Source organism: Corynebacterium sp. KPL2850 (assembly GCF_040225855.1).
In the GTDB taxonomy this organism is placed as follows: Bacteria; Actinomycetota; Actinomycetes; order Mycobacteriales; family Mycobacteriaceae; genus Corynebacterium.
In genome coordinates, this window is the sequence record NZ_JBEHFV010000024.1 from 1 (window position 1) to 19537 (window position 19537).

Sequence of the window (19537 nt, forward strand, 5' to 3'; positions counted from 1 at the left end):
GGCATGGTGGAAAGGTACCTCACTTCCCCAGCGAGATGCTGGTTTCAAGGTGTCCACCATCTGGGGGTCAGGTCCGTGGGCCCGTGGGGCGCACAGGCCGCATCGGCACAGAAATGAAGGCTGAGATACTGCGATATGACGCGGTGAACCGTTGAACCTGATCCGGGTAATTCCGGCGAGAGGGAGGAAATAATGACTGCTAATACTACTGGGGCCGCAGCACCAAAGCGCAGCTTGGACTGGCGCGTGGTGGACATCGTGGTGGCATCAGTCTTGGGTGTTGCCTGTGGTTTCGTGTTCTTGGGCTGGAATGCCGTGGGCTATGCTTGGTACGAGGCCATGGATGCTCTTACGCCGGGTCTTGGTGGCTTGGCCACCGGCATCTGGCTGCTGGGCGGCATCCTGGGTGGCTTGGTTATCCGTAAGCCGGGTGCGGCGGTGTACGTGGAGGTCCTTGCCGCGACGGTATCGGCCGTCTTGGGTTCACAGTGGGGCATTAGCACCCTGTACTCGGGCCTGGCGCAGGGTATTGGTGTGGAGATCATTCTCGCCATCTTCATGTACCGCCAGTTCAACCTTGGGGTGACCATCCTGGCCGGTATGGCAGCAGGCTGGGGCGCCTTTGTCCTAGAGCTGTTTACCTCCGGTAACCTCGCGAAGTCCTTCGAGTTCAATATGATCTACTTGGTCACGTTGACCATTTCCGGTGCTATCTTGGCCGGAGCCCTGGGCTTTTATGTGGTGAAGGCATTGGCAAAGACCGGTGCCCTTGACCGCTTTGCAGTAGGCCGCGAACAGCGCGCTTAGGGCTTAGACCGCTGTGACTGATTTTTCACGCTTAGCAGGAAACGCCACAAAAATTGCGGCCCGCGGCTACGGCTGGACCCACGCTGGGCGCTCCCAACCGGCGCTGCAGGACATAGACCTCGTCATCGAACCCGGTGAGAAAGTCTTGCTGTGCGGGGATTCCGGTTCCGGAAAATCGACGCTATTGGCGGCGATGGCAGGTGTCTTGGGTTCCGATGAGGAAGGCACGCGCACCGGCGAGATTACCTTGGAGGATTCTGCGGGCACGGTCGAAGAGCCGGGTCGGACCATTCCGGTGGGGTTGGTCCTGCAGGATCCGGACTCGCAGGTCATCTCCGCGCGCGTGGGCGACGATATCGCCTTTGGCTGCGAGAACCTGGCATATCCGCGCGAGGAGATCTGGCGCAGGGTGCAACAGGCTCAGGAGCTGGTTGGCCCCTACGTGGACCTGGATTTTCCTACCGAGCACCTCTCCGGCGGGCAGAAGCAACGCCTGGCGCTTGCCGGGGTCATCGCCATGGGCGCGGGCGTGGTCCTATTGGACGAGCCCACCGCCAACCTGGATCCGGAAGGGGCGCAGGACGTGGTGCGGGCCGTCGGCAAGCTGGTGAAGCACACGGGTGCCACCTTGGTGGTGGTCGAGCATCAGCATGCGGCGTGGGAAAGCGTGCTGGACCGCGCAGTAGAGCTGAAGGATGGGCGCATTATCTCTGATGCCCCCTTTGCTGACGTCGCCCGCAAGCGCCAGGTCACCGGTCTCCCGCAGGCGCGGTCACGGGCAAGCGATGCCCTCGATGAGTCCAACGCGGCGCTGTGGAGCAAGGATTTGGTAACCCGCTATGGGCCGCCGCGATCCATCTCCCTGCCGGCGGGGGCCTCGACCGTCATTACCGGGCGCAATGGCGTGGGAAAATCCACGTGGCTGATGACGATGGCGGGGCTACTTCCGGCCGAGTCCGGGGAAATCGGGGTCGCTGACTTCATCCGCCGCGGCGTGAAGGGCCCTCCTTCCCGGTGGAAATCCCGCGAATTGGCGGACCGCATTGGCTTCGTTTTCCAAAATCCCGAACACCAATTTGTCTCCCGCAGCGTGGAAGAGGAATTGCGGGTCGCGCCCAAGGTCATGCGCGTCGATCCCCCAGAGAAACGCATCGCCCAGTTGGTGGAATCGCTGCGCTTGGGGCACTTGCTCAAGGCCAATCCGTTTACGCTATCCGGCGGCGAAAAGCGCCGGCTTTCGGTAGCAACGGCTCTGGTGACCGCGCCGGAGGTGCTGCTATTGGACGAGCCGACCTTTGGCCAGGATCCCGGCACCTTCGTGGAATTGGTGGGCTTGTTGCGCCAATTGGCCGATGAAGGCACGACGATTGCGTCCATTACCCATGACCCGCTGTTCATGGCGTCCTTGGGCGATTACCAGGTGGAGGTGCGCGGTGCCTAATCTTCTACGCAATGTAAACCCGCTGACCCGCATCTTCTTGATGTTCGTCTGGGTTACGCCGCTGCTTGCCTCCATCGACTGGGTATCGGCGGCGATATCGCTAAGCCTGACACTCATCTTGGCGCCGTTATGTGGCGTCTCCTGGGTGCGCTTGTGGAAGGCCGGTTGGTTCTTATTCCTTATCGCCCCGCTATCGGGCATTTCCATGCTGCTCTATGGCGCGCCCGGGGGAGAGGAGTACTTCAGCTGGTGGCTGATTACGGTGACGGAAAATTCGCTCACCTTGGCCATTGCGATCACGCTGCGTGTGCTTGCGGTCGCACTACCAACGGTGGTGCTCGCACGCGATATCGATCCCACCGAGCTTGGCGATGCCCTCTCGCAGATCCTCCGCCTTCCCTCCCGCTTCGTTATCGGCGCCGTGGCCGGCGTGCGGATGATGACGCTCCTGAAATCCGATTGGCAATCGCTCGGCATGGCGCGCAGGGCCCGCGGGCTCACGGATGAAGGGCGCTTCAAGCACTTGCTTACGATGTCCTTTGGTCTGTTGGTGATTGCTTTGCGCCGCGGCGGCAAGCTTGCGACCGCGATGGAAGCACGCGGTTTCGGGCGCACCCCACCCGGAGGAGGGGAGCGGACTTGGGCCCGAGAATCCAGGTTGCACGCCCGTGATGGGTGGGTTATGGCCTGCGGCCTCGCCCTTGCTTGTGTACCGGTGGTAACTTCGGTACTGACTGGGGCCTGGAAATTCTTTGGCCTTTAATCCGCGAAAGCAGTGATTCAAGCACTATGGACATTGATGCCGAACAAGAGCGCCTCTTGGAGGACATCGTTAAGCTAGCAGCCTCGCGAAAGCGTGCGTTTAAACCCATCACGGTGCTTATCGATGGCCCCTCGGGCTCCGGCAAAACCTGGACCTCCGCCGCCTTGGCAGATCGCACCAACTGGCGGGTGGTTCACCTCGATGAATTCTATCCCGGTTGGCATGGCTTGGAGAAGGGATCCGCGATGGTGGGCGAGCAGGTCTTGCGCACCATGAATCCCGGATATTGGCGCTGGGATTGGGAAGCAAATTGCCCCGGGGACTGGGCAAGCCTCGATGTGCGCGATGACCTCATTGTTGAAGGCGTCGGCTCCGTAACCGCAGAAAATATAGCGGCGGCGAAAAAGCGGGGCGCGGTGGTGGCCGTGCGCATCGATGGCCCCCGCGAGCAGCGCTATGAGCGCGCGATTGCGCGCGAGCCGGCCTACGAGAAATGGTTTACTACCTGGGAAGAGCAAGAAAAATCCTACTTTTCTGACAAGGCCGCAGAGTCAGACCTGACGTGGGAGTGGGAGTAGCCTCCCTAGCGTCGCCGGCGGGGTAAAGCCGCTGTTTTGTGCTCAGAATGCAAGCTCTGCTACTCTTATCTTCAGTTCACTGTGTACTGCGCACCCTGTGTGAATATGGCGCGCAAAGAACATGGTGAAAAGTCTGATCCTTAACAAGGCGCCCGCCTTGGGAAGAGTTCTGGACATGCCGAAGCGCCCCGGGAAAGAGCGCCTATTTTTGCATGTTTGGTTCCCTTCTTAAGAAGTGGTGCAATTCGACAGAAAGACTGTTTAATGCCAACTATTCAACAGCTGGTCCGCAAGGGCCGCCAGACCAAGCGCAAAGAGGTCTCTACCGCTGCGCTGAAGGGTTCCCCGCAGCGTCGTGGCGTGTGCACCCGCGTGTACACCACCACCCCGAAGAAGCCGAACTCCGCTCTTCGTAAGGTTGCTCGTGTGCGCCTTACCAGCGGCATCGAGGTTTCCGCCTACATTCCAGGTGAGGGACACAACCTGCAGGAGCACTCCATGGTCCTCGTTCGCGGCGGCCGTGTGAAGGACCTTCCAGGTGTTCGTTACAAGATCATCCGCGGCTCCCTGGATGCCCAGGGCGTCAAGGACCGTAAGCAGGCTCGTTCCCGTTACGGCGCAAAGAAGGGACAGTAATAAACAATGCGTAAGAATGCTGCTCCGAAGCGTCCTGTAGTAAAGGACCCGGTATACAACTCCGAGCAGGTAAGCATGCTCGTCAACAAGATCCTCCAGGACGGCAAGAAGTCCACCGCAGAGCGCATCGTGTACGGCGCGCTTGAGGCTTGCCGCGAGAAGACCGGCACTGACCCGGTTGGCACCCTGGAAAAGGCTCTGGGTAACATCCGCCCGGACCTCGAGGTTCGCTCCCGCCGTGTGGGTGGCGCTACCTACCAGGTGCCGGTTGAGGTCCGTCCGGACCGTGCCAACACCTTGGCACTGCGCTGGATGGTGACCTTCACCCGCCAGCGTCGTGAGAATTCCATGATCGAGCGTCTCTCCAACGAGATCTTGGATGCCTCCAACGGCCTCGGTGCTTCCGTGAAGCGTCGTGAGGATACCCACAAGATGGCTGAGGCTAACCGCGCCTTCGCTCACTACCGCTGGTAATTTTTCAGCACCTTAATCAATGGCCTAAGCAACGAGAAACGAGTTTCGCGCTGATCTCCGGGTTTCCCGGCGGCGATTTAAAACTTCATATCTCTTGCTTAGGCCATTTTAGTGGCACTACGTGTGATTTAGGCCAGCACAGCTGGTCTAGTCCCGCGTATTCGCTTCGTGTGAAGTACACTGAGGCGATGGAAGTCTAGGAGCCACTGGGTACCTAGCACGGCCACTAATTGGCAAACTTTTAAAGAACTTATCCATGCAGGCGTCTTAGCCAGGTTTCTGGTCACGGCGTCGACGACTATTAAGTTGGGGTATAAACGTGGCACAAGAAGTGCTCAAGGACCTGAACAAGGTCCGCAACATTGGCATCATGGCCCACATCGATGCTGGTAAGACGACCACTACCGAGCGTATTCTCTTCTACACCGGTATCAACCGCAAGGTGGGCGAGACCCACGACGGTGCATCCACCACTGACTGGATGGCACAGGAAAAGGAACGCGGCATCACCATTACCTCCGCGGCCGTCACCTGTTTCTGGAACAACAACCAGATCAACATCATTGACACCCCGGGTCACGTTGACTTCACCGTTGAGGTTGAGCGCTCCCTGCGTGTCCTTGATGGCGCCGTCGCGGTCTTCGACGGTAAGGAAGGTGTGGAGCCACAGTCCGAGCAGGTGTGGCGCCAGGCCGCTAAGTACGACGTTCCACGCATCTGCTTCGTTAACAAGATGGACAAGCTGGGCGCAGACTTCTACTACACCGTTGACACCATCGTTGACCGCTTGGGCGCAAAGCCATTGGTTATGCAGCTGCCTATCGGCGCTGAGGATGACTTCGACGGCGTTGTTGACCTGTTGAACATGCAGGCCATTACCTGGCGCGGCAAGGTGGAAACCGGTGCAGAACCTACCTACGAGGAAATCCCTGCAGACCTCAAGGACAAGGCTGAAGAGTACCGCGAGAAGCTGGTTGAGGCCGTTGCGGAGTCCGACGAAGAACTCATGGAGAAGTACTTCGGCGGCGAGGAGCTCACCATCGACGAGCTGAAGGCCGGCATCCGTAAGCTGACCATCAATTCCGAGATTTACCCGGTTTACTGCGGTACCGCTTACCGCAACAAGGGTGTCCAGCCGTTGCTGGACGCCGTCGTGGATTACCTGCCGAACCCGCTCGACGTGGGCGAGGTTATCGGTCACGCAGTTGGCGATGAGGAGCAGCAGCTTACCCGTAAGCCTTCCGTTGAGTCTTCATTCTCCGCACTGTCCTTCAAGATTGCAGCTCACCCCTTCTTCGGCCAGCTCAACTTCGTGCGTGTCTACTCCGGCCAGGTCACCCCTGGTACCGAGGTTATGAACTCCACCAAGGGCAAGAAGGAGCGCATCGGTAAGCTCTTCCAGATGCACGCCAACAAGGAGAACCCGGTGGAGCAGGCTGACGCCGGCAACATTTACGCCGTTGTTGGTCTGAAGGAAACCACGACCGGTGACACCCTGTGTGACAAGAATGACCAGATCATTCTAGAGTCCATGGACTTCCCGGACCCGGTTATCAAGGTCTCCATTGAGCCGAAGACCAAGGCCGACCAGGAGAAGCTGGGTAACGCCATTCAGAAGCTGGCTGCTGAGGACCCAACCTTCACCGTTGAGCTGGACGATGAGACCGGCCAGACCGTTATCGGCGGCATGGGCGAGCTCCACCTCGACGTGCTGGTTGACCGCATGAAGCGCGAATTCAAGGTCGAGGCAAACATTGGTAACCCGCAGGTTGCTTACCGCGAGACCATTCGCCGCAAGGTGGAGTCCATCGACTACACCCACAAGAAGCAGACCGGTGGTTCCGGCCAGTTCGCAAAGGTTATCTGCACCATCGAGCCGTACAACCCGGACCCAGAGACCCTGGAAGAGGGAGAGTCCGCAACCTACGCCTTCGAGAACGCAGTTACCGGTGGCCGCGTGCCGAAGGAATACATCCCTTCCGTCGACGCTGGTATTCAGGATGCTATGCAGTACGGCTACCTCGCTGGCTTCCCGATGGTCAACATCAAGGCAACGCTGGAAGACGGCGCTTACCACGACGTTGACTCCTCCGAGATGGCCTTCAAGCTGGCCGGGTCTCAGGTATTCAAGGAAGCTATGGCCAAGGCAAAGCCGGTTCTGCTGGAGCCAATGATGGCCGTTGAGGTTGTTACCCCTGAGGAGTACATGGGTACCGTTAACGGTGACATCTCCTCCCGTCGTGGCCAGGTCTTCGCCATGGAAGACCGTTCCGGTGCCAAGGTCGTCAAGGCTAAGGTTCCGCTGTCTGAGATGTTCGGCTACATCGGTGACCTGCGTTCTTCCACCGCAGGCCGCGCTAACTTCACCATGGTCTTCGACTCCTACGCTGAGGTTCCTTCCTCCGTGGCTCAGGAGATCATCGAAGAGCGCACCGGCGGCGCAAACTAATAGCGACGCCCCGCCCGTTCAGCGGTGGTTAAGGGCTGGTAGTCTCTGCCAGTAGATGCCAGCCTCACCGCTAAATGTGGCAACTGGGCCGGGTAGCGGCGGGCTGAGTTTGCAGCTAAAACCATTGGTTGTGAATTGAGCCGGCCGTTACCCTCCCAGGATCCTTTATTTGAGACTCTTGTTGAGGGAAATGGCCGCGAAAATACGCGGGGTTACCTCCTATAATGGCGGTTTGAAAAAACCGCGGGATAAATCTAGGATCGTGTAACTGGCACGTAAAGAAAGCGTCATTAGCGCTTTGTCCCAGACAATGGGTCAGGTGCCAATGACAACTGTCAACCACGTGGCTGCGAAGGTCGTAGCCACCATATAGTCCAGGAGGACATACAGTGGCAAAGGAGAAGTTCGAGCGTACGAAGCCGCATGTGAACATCGGCACCATCGGACACGTCGACCACGGCAAGACCACCACCACCGCAGCGATCACCAAGGTTCTGGCTGACCAGTACCCTGAGGAGAACCAGGCATTCGCGTTCGACATGATCGACAAGGCTCCTGAGGAGAAGGAGCGCGGTATTACCATTAACATCTCCCACGTGGAGTACTCCACCCCGAAGCGTCACTACGCACACGTTGACGCCCCGGGCCACGCCGACTACATCAAGAACATGATTACCGGCGCAGCTCAGATGGACGGCGCTATCTTGGTTGTTGCTGCAACCGATGGCCCGATGCCGCAGACCCGCGAGCACGTTCTGCTTGCTCGCCAGGTTGGCGTTCCTTACATCCTCGTTGCACTGAACAAGTGCGACATGGTTGACGATGAGGAAATCATCGAGCTCGTGGAGATGGAAATCTCCGAGCTGCTCGCAGAGCAGGACTACGATGAGGAAGCTCCTATCGTTCACATCTCCGCTCTGAAGGCACTCGAGGGTGACGAGAAGTGGGTACAGTCCATCGTTGACCTGATGGAGGCCTGCGACAACTCCATCCCTGACCCAGAGCGCGCTACCGACCAGCCGTTCCTGATGCCTATCGAGGACATCTTCACCATTACCGGCCGCGGTACCGTTGTTACCGGCCGTGTTGAGCGCGGTCGTCTGAACGTCAACGAGGACGTTGAGATCATCGGTATCCAGGAGAAGTCCCAGAACACCACCGTTACCGGTATCGAGATGTTCCGCAAGATGATGGACTACACCGAGGCTGGCGACAACTGTGGTCTGCTTCTGCGTGGTACCAAGCGCGAGGACGTTGAGCGTGGCCAGGTTGTTATCAAGCCGGGCGCTTACACCCCTCACACCAAGTTCGAGGGTTCCGTCTACGTCCTGAAGAAGGACGAGGGCGGCCGCCACACCCCGTTCATGAACAACTACCGTCCTCAGTTCTACTTCCGCACCACCGACGTTACCGGTGTTGTGAACCTGCCTGAGGGCACCGAGATGGTTATGCCTGGCGACAACGTTGAGATGTCCGTTGAGCTCATCCAGCCTGTTGCTATGGACGAGGGCCTTCGCTTCGCTATCCGCGAGGGCTCCCGCACCGTCGGCGCTGGCCGCGTTACCAAGGTTCTCGACTAATCGAGGCCCCGTAACCGCTCAGTAGAGCTTTAAGAGTCCGCTGCACCGCATGTCGGTGTGGCGGACTTTTTTGATCCCTAGACGCGTTCCCCGCGCGGTGTCAGCCGGCACTCGAGCGGGTGGGTGCTGTAGCTCGAAGCTGGTTGGACCATTTACAACTTGCATTATGCCTTTAAGCCTTCGTCGGTGGCGAGAATGCTGTGCAGGAGACGAGCGAGGTGATAGTTCCAGATCCGGCTCGGTCTGGGCGGTATCTTATGTCGCTTGGCTAACTGGCTTAGTCGGAGGCGAGCCCCAAAACGGAAAAAGCCTTCCGTGCCTGCGGGCAGGGAAGGCCTTTATCTAGTGAGGGAAGTAGTTATTATTTCTCCCAGCCGATGTTTTCTTTAGGAACGACGGCGAATCCGGGGGCGCCCATGTTTGCGATTCCCTTTTTCAGACCGACCATCTGTGGGCCGTTGGCGAACGGAAGCAATCCGTATTCTGCGAAGGCTTCGGACTCGAGCTCGTTGATGCGCTGGATCTGCTCATCGCGGGTCGGCAGCTTCTGCATCTCTTCAATCTTCTTATCGAATTTCTCGGTACCAGTGCCGGACATGTTGAGGGTGGAGTCGCTGGCGTAGGTCTGACCAAAGAATGCTGGGCCGAATGGGTCACTTGCGGCGATACCGGAGAGGAAGAGGTCAAAGTCGCGCTCGTTGCTGATCTTGGAGAAGTCAGAGCTTGGGCGCTCCTCAATCTTCAGCTCAATGCCAGCGTCCTTCAGCATCTTCTGGACGGCGGTAGCGGTGGACTTGGAGACCTCGTCATCGCCGATAAGAACGTAGCGCAGAGACAGCTTGTCGCCGTCCTTGGCGTAGTAGCCATCATCGCCCTCAGAGTAGCCGGCGTCCTCCAGCAGGCTCTTGGCCTCTTCAACGTCGTACTCGAGAACCTCAGAAAGGTTGTCCTTGTAGTCTTCCTGGGTTGGGTACAGGGTCAGGGAGCCAGGCATTTCCTCTTCATAGCCAAGGCCGTTGTAGCGGATCTCTGCGAGCTGGTCGCGGTCGATGGCTGCAAATACTGCGTGGCGAACATCCTTATCAGCCAGCTGTGGGGCCTTGGAATTCAAGGTGAACAGGACGTTGGCCGGGAGGGTGGCTGCGCGGACGTCGATGGAATCGCCCATGTCTGCGGCGATGGTGAGGTTATTCTTGGTACCGACGCCGGCGGCGTCGATTTCGCCAGCCTGGAAAGCGTTGATGGTTGCCTGGTCCTCCATCACGCGGTAGCTGACCTTGTCCAGCTTCGGCTCATCGCCCCACCACTTTTCGTTAGGCACGAAGGACACGGTGCCGCCGCGGAAATCGGAGTTTTCGACCTTGAATGGGCCCGCACCGTACTGCGGGTTGAGCTTGCCCAGGTACTCCTTGTCAAACTTCTCGGCGGTATCAATCGCTGGGTGCAGGATGTCGTTAAACAGTCCCTGCCACCATGGATATGGACCCTCGAAGGTGACCACGGCTTCCTTATCGTTCTCACCCTTCTCCACGGATTCGATCAGCTCGTAACCGTCGGTGGAGTTGACCTGGACGTCCATGTCCTTGCCATTGTTGAAGCGCCAGGTGTTCTCGAAAGCGGTCCAGTCAATGGGGGTGCCATCGTTGAAGGTGGCGTCATCGTTGATGTCGTAGGTCACGACGGTCTTGTCGCCTTCGGTAGATTCGTCTACCGAATCCAGGTAGGCAGGGTTTGGGGTGTAGTGACCCTCGCCGTCATAGAGCGCCATTTGCGGGTTATACCAGCTCCATACGGTGCTGGTATCCGTGGTCATGTTGGCGTGGAACTGGTTCTGCTGCTCAGTTAGCTCGGAAAGGGAGAGGGTGAGCTCACCGCCGTCCTTAATCTCATCGCGTTCTTTCTCGTTGTAGTCACCGGTGGGCTTGACGTCGATCTCTAGACCGCCGACAGCCTTGTTGGAGGAGTCGCCACCGTCACCAGAACCCGAGCATGCGGTGAGGGCGAGTGCGGTGGCGGAGAGAGTGGCAACCGTTGCTATGCGGAAGCGACCGAACTTTTTCATGGGGATTACTCCTTGCGTGAGGTGAAGACGAAGTTGGCATAGACGGTCGATTTGGTGACCGCCCACTGCAACTATGTGGGGTACTTTACAATATTTATATTTGTGTCCGCAATCACTTTCTGGAAAGGGTGCGGGGCTATGGGAAGGCTATGCTCGGGACTTTTCCCTGCGTGCGCGGGCAACCTTGGGATCCGGATTCGGGATGGCATCCAGAAGCTTCTTGGTGTAGTCATCCTGCGGGTTATCGAATATCTCATCCGTCGAGCCGGACTCGACGAACTTGCCCTTGTACATCACCGCAACGCGGTCCGAAAGGTGGCGCACAACGGAAAGATCGTGGGCAACGAAGAGATAGGACAGGCCCAGCTTGCGCTTCAAATCCTCGAGGAGGTTAATGACGCCCGCTTGGATGGACACGTCCAAGGCGGAGACTGGCTCATCCAGCACGAGGACCGAAGGGCGCGTGGCTAGGGCGCGTGCCAAGCCGATGCGCTGGCGCTGGCCGCCGGAGAAGTGGCTAGGGAAGCGGTCCAGTTGCGAGGAGTCAAGGCCGACCAGTCCCATGAGCTCGTTCACGCGGGCATCAACATCGCCATCAAAGCCCAGCGAGTTGAGCGGCTCCGCAATGACTTCGCGTACGGTCAGGCGAGGGTTGAGCGAGCTCATTGGGTCCTGGAAGACGATCTGGATGTCTTTGCGGGCCTCGCGGCGCTCGGACCCACTCATGCCATTGGCATCCTTGCCATTGAGGACAACGGCACCGTTTTCAGGGTCTAGATCCATGATCTCCAGCAACGTGGTGGTCTTACCACAGCCAGACTCGCCGACGATGGCCATGCACTCACCTTCGCGGATATCGAAGGTAAGGCCGTCAACGGCCTTGACGGTGCCCACCTTGCGCTTAATCAGAGCGCCCTTGGTGAGCGGGAACTGCTTGCGCAGGTCGTTCACGGCGAGGGTGGTCTTGCGGTCCTCGCGGGGAACGTCAGCCAAGACGTCATCGGCAAGCTGCGGCGGCTTGAACATCAGCTCACCGTCGATCTTGCGGTCGTGAATTTCGGGCGCACGCAGGCAGGCGCTGCGGTGGGATACGGATTCGTCCTTGAGCGGAAGCAGCTCCGGCTCGCCGGTCAGGCAAGCCTCCTGCGCCACGGGGCAGCGCGGGGCGAATTGGCAGCGATCCTTCAAGTTCACCAAGACCGGTGGGTTGCCCTCGATGGGGGTCAGGGGCTCCGAGGCCGAGGAATCAGGGCGCGGCGTGGAACCGAGCAGGCCTACGGTATAGGGCATGCGGGGGTTAGAAAAAATGGTGTCGACGTCGCCGTGTTCTACCGGTTGGCCGGCGTACATGACCATGACATCATCGGCGGTTTCTGCCACCACGCCCATATCGTGGGTAATCATGATGGTGGCGGCGCCGGTTTCGCGCTGCGCCACCCGGATGACGTCCAGGATTTGGGCCTGGATGGTGACGTCGAGGGCCGTCGTTGGCTCATCGGCGATGAGCACGCGCGGGTTATTCGCAATAGCAATGGCGATGACCACGCGCTGGCGCATACCGCCGGAAAATTCGTGCGGGAAGGACTTTAGGCGCAGGTGGGGCTCGGGGATGCCCACCAGATCTAGCAGCTCGGTGGCTTGCTTAAGGGCCTTTTTCTTGCCGATGTCCTGGTGGGCCTGGATGGCTTCTACCAGCTGGGACCCAATATCGAAGACAGGAGTCAGCGCGGAGAGCGGATCCTGGAAGATCATGCCGATGCCATTGCCGCGGATGCGGGACATTTCCTTATCAGAAAGCCCGAGGAGCTCGCGGCCATCGAATTTCACGGAGCCTTCAACCTTGGCGTATTCCGGCAGCAGACCCATGATGGACATGGAAGTCACGGACTTACCGGAGCCGGATTCGCCGACGATGCCCAAGGTGCGGCCGGGATGCAGATCAAAGCTGACACCACGCACCGCAGAGACGGTACCTGCTTCAGAGGGGAAGCTGACCCGTAAGTCATTGACGGACAAGATAGGCGAAGTCATAGTTTACCTCCGGAATTGGAGTTGGGGTCGAGTGCGTCGCGCAGGCCATCGCCAATAAATGCCATGGAGACGGTCAGCAGCGTCAAGGTAGCGGCGGGGAAGTAGAACTGCCACGGGGCAGATTGCAGGGAGGCGGTGCCGCCCTGCAGCAAGGTACCGAGGGAGACATCGGGAAGCTTCACGCCCAAGCCCAAGAAGGACAGTGCGGTTTCAGAGCCCACGGTGCCCACCACGCCGAAGACGAACTGGATGATAAGCAGCGAACCGATATTAGGAATGACGTGGCGGACAATGGTGCGCATCTTGGATACGCCCATGTAGCTTGCGGCGCGGACATAGTCCTGCTCGCGGACGGTAAGTGCTAGGGACCAAATCACGCGGGCCTGGTACATCCAGCCGAAGGCGATAAGGACGACCATCAAAAGCTTCCAGTCACCGCCGGAGTCTGCCACCACAAGGGCGATGAGCAGGAAGGTCGGGATGGAAAGCAGGAAGTGGATAACGGCGAGAACGGCCTTTTCTGCCAAACCGCCCCACAGTGCCGCGCCACAGCCGATGAATGCCGAGATGACCAACGTGGCAAAGGACACCACGATGGCGATGGTCAGGGACCTGCCAAGACCGTGGATGGTTTGGGCATAGAGGTCATTGCCAGAATCGTTGGTACCGAACCAGTGCTCGGAACTTGGCGGCTCAGACAGGGCGAGGAAGTCAGGTTCCGCGTAGTCCCACTGGGCAAAGAAATTGCCAAAAAGAGCGGCAAAGATAAGGAAACCCAGGATGATGACGCCAACCGTGGCCAGCTTGTTGCGGAAGAAGCGGCGAACGTAGAGCTTGTACCGGGAAGTACCGCGGGGGACCTCCGGTAGCGTGGCCATGCGCTCGGCTTCCTCATTGCTTAAAGGATCCTCGGAGACGACCTCCGTGCGCGTAGAAACCTCGCCACGGGGCTGTTTCTTGGACATCTTTGGTTCTTTGGGATTTGTCATTTAGCTCACCCTCACTCGTGGATCCAAGGCGACAACAACGAGGTCTGCCAGGACTGCGGACACGGCCGTCATCGCGGCGCCGAATGCCGCCACGGCTACCGCGCCATTGATGTCGTTTTTACTGATGGTCTGGATGAAGTACTGGCCCATACCGTTCCAGCCGAAGATGCGTTCCGTCATCACGGCACCGGTGAAAATGCCCGGCACGGAGAAGGCAACAGACGTTGCCACCGGAATGATGGAGGTGCGCAGCGCGTGCTTGCGGATGGCCTGCTGGCGGGTAAGCCCCTTTGCGCGTGCGGTGCGGACATAATCCGCATCGAGGTTATCGAGCAATAGCGTGCGCTGGGTCATGTGGTAGCTGGCGTAGCTGATGATCACCAGGGAAATCGTGGGCAGGACGAGGTGTTGTGCGGAGTCTAGGAGCTTGGGGAAGAATCCCTCGACCCCTAGGGACTTGGAACCGACGACGTAGAAGATCTTTTTGCCGGTCAGATCGTTAATCTCCAGTGCGGCCCATACGACTGCGATGGAAGCCACAACCACGTGGGTGTTCATCGCAATGATGGAAATTCCCTGCCACACGCGGTCACCGGTCTTGTACTGGCGGGAGGCGGTGTACACACCAACGGCCACACCGATAACGATGGACAGGATGGTGGCAAGCAAGAGCAGCTGCGCGGAAACCCAGATGCGGTAGCTGATCTCTTCGTTGACCATTTCACCGACTGGGGACTGTCCCCAATCCCACTTCGTGATGATGTTGGTCAGCCAAGTCCACCAGCGCTCCAAAAGCGGGGTTTCTGGGCTGAGATTATAGGGTTCGAGGAGGTTATTGATTTCCTCATCTGAAAGTGGAGGACGGCGCTCGGTATAGTTCGAACGAGGGTCCAAAAACGAGGCCGCCAAGAAATAAGCCAAGTTTGTGGCTAAAAAGATCATGAGTAACCAGCCCAAGATCTTTTTGATCAAATACTTTGTCATGGGGAAATTCTCCGTGCGCGGTTAAGCAGGAAACAGTGCGAATAAATATGAAGCCAACGATGAAGTCGTTGTATGTGACCAATCTAATAAGATATAAGCGAGGGCACAATTCACGTAGCTCCGTGATGTACATCGCCAATCAAACGACAGGTATTATTTCAGTGTAGACACTTAGGGCGCTAAAAAGAAAAATGGGATTCAACTGCAGATTTAAAAACCCGAATTGTTCAACAGCTATAAGAATTGCTTAACTGAAAATAAGTGACAACGGGGGTAACCAATCAACCAATGCGGGGTGTTCCCCCGTGGCTGTATTAGGGCAGAAGGGCTCGGTAGGCTAGTCACTTATGGAAGATCCCACTCGCATTGACCCGACCTTGGCAGCGCTGCGCAAGGCGTGGGAGGGGCAGCCTGATCTGAGCCTGCCTACGCTTTTTGCCTTATTAGCCAACCGGGGCATCGGCTGGGGCGTGAGCGACGCGGAGTTGGTCGCGGAACTTGAGAGGCAGGCCGAAGTTCACCCGCCGTTATTGCCCCTCGAGGAAGGTCGCGTGGGCACAGGTGAGTGGCTCGTGCTTAGCGATGCCCCCATCTGCCGCATCACCGCCGATGCCTCCCGCATCATTGTTCGCCGCGCTAATACGCAGCCGGTGGTGTGGTCATATAGTGCGATTCGGCCAACGGGGCCCGGCCGGCCCTTCGTGGTTACGGACGCTGAAGGCTTTGAACACCGCCTTGGAATCGTCTCCAGCATCATGCGGCTGTCTGAACGCCTACCAGGACTCAGCGGGCTTAAGCGCTACGAATTGGGAGACTTTGTTTATGTCCTTCGTTTCGAGAGTGCGATTGCAGTTCTAGACCACGGACTGCATCTCTTTCAGAAGGAGAATCGACGGGTGGTTGCCCGCGATTATGCGTGGAAAAGGATAGAAAAATGCCGCCCTGGCGAGGAGTTGGAAGTACTCCTCGAGGGCGGCGATTATGCGCGGCTCGGTAAGGTGGTTGAGGTCCTCGTTGCAGAGACCCCAAACCCCTTATTCAGCTAAATCCTTCATCGGCTTAACCTTGGTGAAGTGCAGCTTATAGCTGGTATCCAGGTCAGCGTTCGGGAAAGCCTCCCGGAAGTCGCGTTCATTAGTTTCCACAGCGTTGGTCAAGCGCTCCAGCGGTGTATCTGGGTTAGCAACCACCGTGTACTGCAGTGTTGGACGGGCGCGGTCGTACGCAACCAGGCGGTCCACGCGTTCCACACCATCGAGCGAGTCCAGATCCTTGGCCACCGCGGTGGCGATGGCATTCATGGATGCAGAGATGGCGCCTTGTTCATTGGAGGCTGCGGAGTCCACATTATTAAACCGGCGGTGACGCAGGTTCACGACGATGAGCCACAAGCCAATGATGAGCAGCAGAGCAGAGGCGCCAGCCAAGGCCCAGACCCACCAGCTATTATCGCCCAAGGTGCGCCACGTATCGTGGTCTACCCACTCGGCCAAGTACTCAGCAAATTCCACATTGAAGTTAATGAAGATCGGCCATACGCCTAGCGCGATGAGGATAATTCCAAGCAAGCCGAGGAGGATGCGGTCAAAGGTAGCAAGCTTTTTAGACATGATTATCCATCTCCGGAATCTTCTCTACGGCTACGGTGACCTTTGGTGGATCTGCAAGGACCTCTAAAGCGCTGTTGACAGCCTTTTCCACGCGCCCAGGCAACTCGGAGTCTTGCTCATCGCCATTGACGGTGACCTTCGCGCTCTTGGTATCCGCCGAAGTCTGCGCGGAAGCAACTCCCGGAACGCGGCGTGCTGCAGCAGAGCTCAATCGTGCGACATCAACTGGCCGCATCCACATGGAAGCGGACTCGGAAGCGATCTGGGTGTGGGTATTGCGTCGGGTCTTTACCGCAGCGAATACAAAGATGAGACCAACCACGATGGAGCCTACGCCAGCCCAGATCATCCACGTCTCTAATTGCTCGGTGGCAATAAGATCGAGGACCGGCTGGACCCACGATTGGGCATTAGCGTCTGCGCCGACAAGCCAGGTTTCGCGTACACCCACAATGCCAATGACAAGCAGCACGAAACCCAGGATTACGGTCCACGTGCGAACTGCAGGAGACGTCTTGGGCTGCTGCCCGAAATGCTCAGGCAAATTCATTTCAGCCATTATTGCCTCCTTGCTCGTGGTACGGGGTAATGGAAATGGCACGCAGCGGCTCAGGCCGTGGTGCATAGACGTGCAACGGGCGCTGGCTAGCTGGCGATACCTTGATGCGCTTTAGAGGTTCTTGGCGCGGGGCCTGAACCTTGCGTAGTGATGCGGGCCTAGCGGTCCGCACGCGTTGCTCGCTTCGAGAATTGTCGATCTCGATCTTGCGCAGCGGTTGCGGGCGCGGTGGCTGCACCTTACGCAGGGGAGCCGGGCGGGCAACGCGAACGCGCTTTTTCTGTTCAGTATTGTCGAACTCGATTTTGCGCAAAGGCTGCGGACGGGGGACAGAGACCTTTGCCTTTTTGACAAAGGGGCGTACCTGTCCGCTCGGAAGCAACCTGCCAGGGCGCGGAGCGCGAACGCTGCGTACCTGCTCTGGGCGTGGCTCGACGATACGGCGCGGTTCATGATCTTCTGGAGCGCTAATTTCTAGCAGCTGGTGGTCCGGAAGATCAGCGGAAATGCTGCGCACCGGAGCCTCTCGCGGCGTATCGACGGAGCGCACTGGCGTGTCACCAGATGGCGCCGATACTCCGCGAACCGCAACTTCCTGCCCAGAAGAAATTTCGCGGATCTCCGCCTCTTGCGGGGTGTCGACGTTGCGAACCGCGGCTTCTTGCGGGGTCTCGATGCTTCGCACTTCGACCGAGTCCTGAGTAACAGGCTGGGTCACGGTAGAAGGTGTGACCTCCGGGGTGTAAGCCGAAGCGGCAGGGCGCTGCGCAAGCTGTTCTGCGGTAACGCGAGTATCCGGAACCGATTCACCGACCGTGACGTTAACGCGGGTGGTGGAATAGCCGGTATGGGCAGCAATAGCCTCTGAAATGGCGGCACGCGTACTTTCCGCGACTGCGGTAACCGGAGATGGCCACACCACAGCGATGGTCGCGCTTACAGCGGCGACTTCACGCTCTGGGTCCATCTGTACCGAAACCCGTGGATAACCGCGTCCGCCAATGCCAGCAAGCTTGGCATCTAAATCTTTTGTGCCAGGCACGCTGGCAATCGCGGCGGTCACGATTCGTTCCATGGTCCGCAGCGAGAAACGCGTGTGGCCCTTAGTGGAACCTTCTGACATTAGCCTTGGCCTTTCTCCTTGCCAATGAGGCCATTCCACACGGCGCTGAGGTCGATGCGGCCATCAAAGTGGGAGCCCAAGAGGCCACCGACGGCAGCAAGCAGCACGGCGAGTAGCGTCCAACCCCAACCTAAGTACAAAAAGAAGGCAAGTAGCAGGCCGATAACAATGCCCAATGTGGTGTAATTTTTCATATCTAATCCTTCGAGGGAGCAGCGGATAAGCCATCTACGGCGTCAGAAAACTCAACGTCGACGCGTTCTAGCTCCGTACATGCCTTGCGGGCTGCCGAGCGGATTTCTTCCGCTAGGCGGTACAGATCAGGCTGCGCACTGATATCAACACGGACGTTGATTTGCAGGTGGCGATCGTCGCGGGGATCGGGCCGGCGCATGCCGGTAACCCTTTCGCCCGGGAAGAGTAGGCTCACCGAGCCGTAGGATCCGCCGTCAAGGCCCGCGACACCGTTGAGCTTTTGCACCGCTTCCGCAATTGCGTGAGCGTGGCTTACCTCGAGCTCAAATTGTGCTCGGGGTTCAGGCATTGTTCTTATGCCTGGCCCTGGTTCAGTGCAGCCTGCTCTTCAGACTCGGAGTCTTCCTTCGGCAGCTTGACGTTGTGGACAACAACGTCAACGCGCTCTACGGTCAGGCCGGTCATGCGCTCGACAGCATTCATGATGTTGCGGCGGATTGCCTCAGCCAGCTCGTGGATAGCAACACCGTACTCAGCGGTGATGGCAATCTCGATCTTTGCGGAGCCGTTTTCTACCTCTACGTCAACACCCTGGCGTACGTCCTCGGATGCACCGAAGGACTCGCGGATGGTGCCCATCATGCGAGCGCCGCCGCCACCAAGGGAGTCAACGCCGGAAACCTCGCGGGCTGCAATGCCAGCGATCTTGGAGACAACGACGTCATCAATGGTGGTGGTGCCGTACTGAGTCTCCAGGTTGTTGTTTACCTCGCGCTCTTCAGAAGCGGCAACGTTGTTCTCAGAGTGCTTAGCAGGAGTGTTGTTCTCAGACATGGTTTTTAAGGCCTTTCCTTAAATATTGACTTGCATGGTCGCAATATGAAATTGAAGGACCAAGAACCAATGGTTCAAAATCCCTCTTTGAGCGTACCTACGCCCTAACCGGAAGTGGGGTATGGGACAACAATATTTACCAAAACGTGATTATTGGCACTATTGCCGGAGTGGTTTGAAAAACACCAGTCCATCGTGCTTAAATACATAGGTTGCTTTAACAGGGCAGCGCGAACCGATAGTGGGCCGCCTTAAATACGGTGCGTATCGGGGAGACGCTGAGCTGGTAAAGCGAACATGACACCTTCGTTGTCACCGTGGCTCAGGATTTTCCTGAAACACAGACTGGAAGGTCATCCGATCGGGCTAGGTCCGCGCTAGAGCAGAGACACCCCGAGACGATGGACCGGAGAAGGGGCATG

At 58.2% G+C, this 19537-nt stretch carries 19 protein-coding genes; 9 read left to right on the forward strand and 10 right to left on the reverse strand.

Annotation, left to right across the window (positions count from 1 at the left end):
• Window positions 1–192 precede the first annotated feature (192 nt).
• From ABRP93_RS08610 to tuf, 8 genes are all read left to right on the forward strand, one after another.
• Window positions 193–807: an ECF transporter S component gene (locus ABRP93_RS08610; RefSeq protein ID WP_023025165.1), complete on the forward strand. Its 615-nt coding sequence runs from the start codon at window positions 193–195 to the stop codon at window positions 805–807.
• Between the two features lie 13 nt (window positions 808–820).
• Complete coding sequence (locus tag ABRP93_RS08615; protein WP_023025166.1) at window positions 821–2248, forward strand: ABC transporter ATP-binding protein; 1428 nt, start codon at window positions 821–823, stop codon at window positions 2246–2248.
• Entirely contained in the window at window positions 2241–3011 is a 771-nt protein-coding gene (locus ABRP93_RS08620; protein ID WP_349887665.1) for an energy-coupling factor transporter transmembrane component T family protein, read from the forward strand. The genes ABRP93_RS08615 and ABRP93_RS08620 overlap by 8 nt, the downstream gene beginning before the upstream one ends.
• A gap of 26 nt (window positions 3012–3037) precedes the next feature.
• Window positions 3038–3589: a nucleoside/nucleotide kinase family protein gene (locus tag ABRP93_RS08625; RefSeq protein WP_349887666.1), complete on the forward strand. Its 552-nt coding sequence runs from the start codon at window positions 3038–3040 to the stop codon at window positions 3587–3589.
• 264 nt (window positions 3590–3853) lie between these two features.
• Window positions 3854–4225, forward strand: a complete 372-nt coding sequence (rpsL, locus tag ABRP93_RS08630; RefSeq protein ID WP_005276879.1) for a 30S ribosomal protein S12 — start codon at window positions 3854–3856, stop codon at window positions 4223–4225.
• Window positions 4226–4231: 6 nt separating this feature from the next.
• The gene (gene rpsG / locus ABRP93_RS08635) at window positions 4232–4699 is read left to right on the forward strand and encodes a 30S ribosomal protein S7 (RefSeq protein WP_005281195.1); all 468 of its coding nucleotides are present in this window, start codon (window positions 4232–4234) and stop codon (window positions 4697–4699) included.
• A 319-nt stretch (window positions 4700–5018) separates the two neighbouring features.
• Window positions 5019–7148, forward strand: a complete 2130-nt coding sequence (fusA, locus tag ABRP93_RS08640; RefSeq protein ID WP_349887668.1) for an elongation factor G — start codon at window positions 5019–5021, stop codon at window positions 7146–7148.
• A gap of 389 nt (window positions 7149–7537) precedes the next feature.
• Window positions 7538–8728 (forward strand): elongation factor Tu, encoded by a 1191-nt coding sequence (tuf, locus tag ABRP93_RS08645; protein WP_023025170.1) that lies wholly within the window; start codon window positions 7538–7540, stop codon window positions 8726–8728.
• A gap of 361 nt (window positions 8729–9089) precedes the next feature.
• On the opposite strand, the gene ABRP93_RS08650 is transcribed toward tuf, so the two are convergent.
• The 4 genes from ABRP93_RS08650 to ABRP93_RS08665 all read right to left on the reverse strand — a co-directional run bounded on the left by ABRP93_RS08650 (window position 9090) and on the right by ABRP93_RS08665 (window position 14794).
• Window positions 9090–10790, reverse strand: coding sequence for an ABC transporter family substrate-binding protein (locus tag ABRP93_RS08650; RefSeq protein WP_349887669.1), 1701 nt, complete (start codon window positions 10788–10790; stop codon window positions 9090–9092).
• A 147-nt stretch (window positions 10791–10937) separates the two neighbouring features.
• The gene (locus ABRP93_RS08655; RefSeq protein ID WP_349887670.1) at window positions 10938–12821 is read right to left on the reverse strand and encodes an ABC transporter ATP-binding protein; all 1884 of its coding nucleotides are present in this window, start codon (window positions 12819–12821) and stop codon (window positions 10938–10940) included.
• Window positions 12818–13810, reverse strand: coding sequence for an ABC transporter permease (locus tag ABRP93_RS08660; protein ID WP_349887671.1), 993 nt, complete (start codon window positions 13808–13810; stop codon window positions 12818–12820). The genes ABRP93_RS08655 and ABRP93_RS08660 overlap by 4 nt, the downstream gene beginning before the upstream one ends.
• The gene (locus tag ABRP93_RS08665; protein ID WP_284770911.1) at window positions 13811–14794 is read right to left on the reverse strand and encodes an ABC transporter permease; all 984 of its coding nucleotides are present in this window, start codon (window positions 14792–14794) and stop codon (window positions 13811–13813) included. It abuts the gene before it with no gap.
• A gap of 347 nt (window positions 14795–15141) precedes the next feature.
• Between ABRP93_RS08665 and ABRP93_RS08670 the strand changes: the two genes are divergently transcribed.
• Window positions 15142–15840 carry a hypothetical protein gene (locus tag ABRP93_RS08670; RefSeq protein ID WP_349887672.1) on the forward strand — a complete coding sequence of 233 codons (699 nt, stop codon included), beginning with the start codon at window positions 15142–15144 and terminating at the stop codon, window positions 15838–15840.
• Here ABRP93_RS08670 and amaP read toward each other — a convergent pair.
• From amaP to ABRP93_RS08700, 6 genes are read right to left on the reverse strand one after another with little or no spacing between them, the layout of a single operon-like run.
• Window positions 15829–16404: an alkaline shock response membrane anchor protein AmaP gene (amaP, locus tag ABRP93_RS08675; protein ID WP_349887673.1), complete on the reverse strand. Its 576-nt coding sequence runs from the start codon at window positions 16402–16404 to the stop codon at window positions 15829–15831. The genes ABRP93_RS08670 and amaP overlap by 12 nt on opposite strands.
• A complete protein-coding gene (locus tag ABRP93_RS08680; RefSeq protein WP_349887674.1) occupies window positions 16397–16963 on the reverse strand; it encodes a DUF6286 domain-containing protein in 567 nt (188 codons plus the stop codon). The genes amaP and ABRP93_RS08680 overlap by 8 nt, the downstream gene beginning before the upstream one ends.
• Complete coding sequence (locus ABRP93_RS08685) at window positions 16956–18086, reverse strand: Asp23/Gls24 family envelope stress response protein (RefSeq protein ID WP_349887675.1); 1131 nt, start codon at window positions 18084–18086, stop codon at window positions 16956–16958. Before ABRP93_RS08685 ends, ABRP93_RS08680 begins: the two co-directional genes overlap by 8 nt.
• Window positions 18086–18280, reverse strand: coding sequence for a hypothetical protein (locus ABRP93_RS08690; RefSeq protein ID WP_023025176.1), 195 nt, complete (start codon window positions 18278–18280; stop codon window positions 18086–18088). Before ABRP93_RS08690 ends, ABRP93_RS08685 begins: the two co-directional genes overlap by 1 nt.
• Window positions 18281–18282: 2 nt before the next feature.
• On the reverse strand, window positions 18283–18630 hold the full coding sequence (locus ABRP93_RS08695; protein ID WP_284770916.1) for a hypothetical protein: 348 nt from the start codon (window positions 18628–18630) through the stop codon (window positions 18283–18285).
• 5 nt (window positions 18631–18635) lie between these two features.
• A complete protein-coding gene (locus ABRP93_RS08700) occupies window positions 18636–19115 on the reverse strand; it encodes an Asp23/Gls24 family envelope stress response protein (protein WP_005276899.1) in 480 nt (159 codons plus the stop codon).
• Window positions 19116–19537 lie beyond the last annotated feature (422 nt).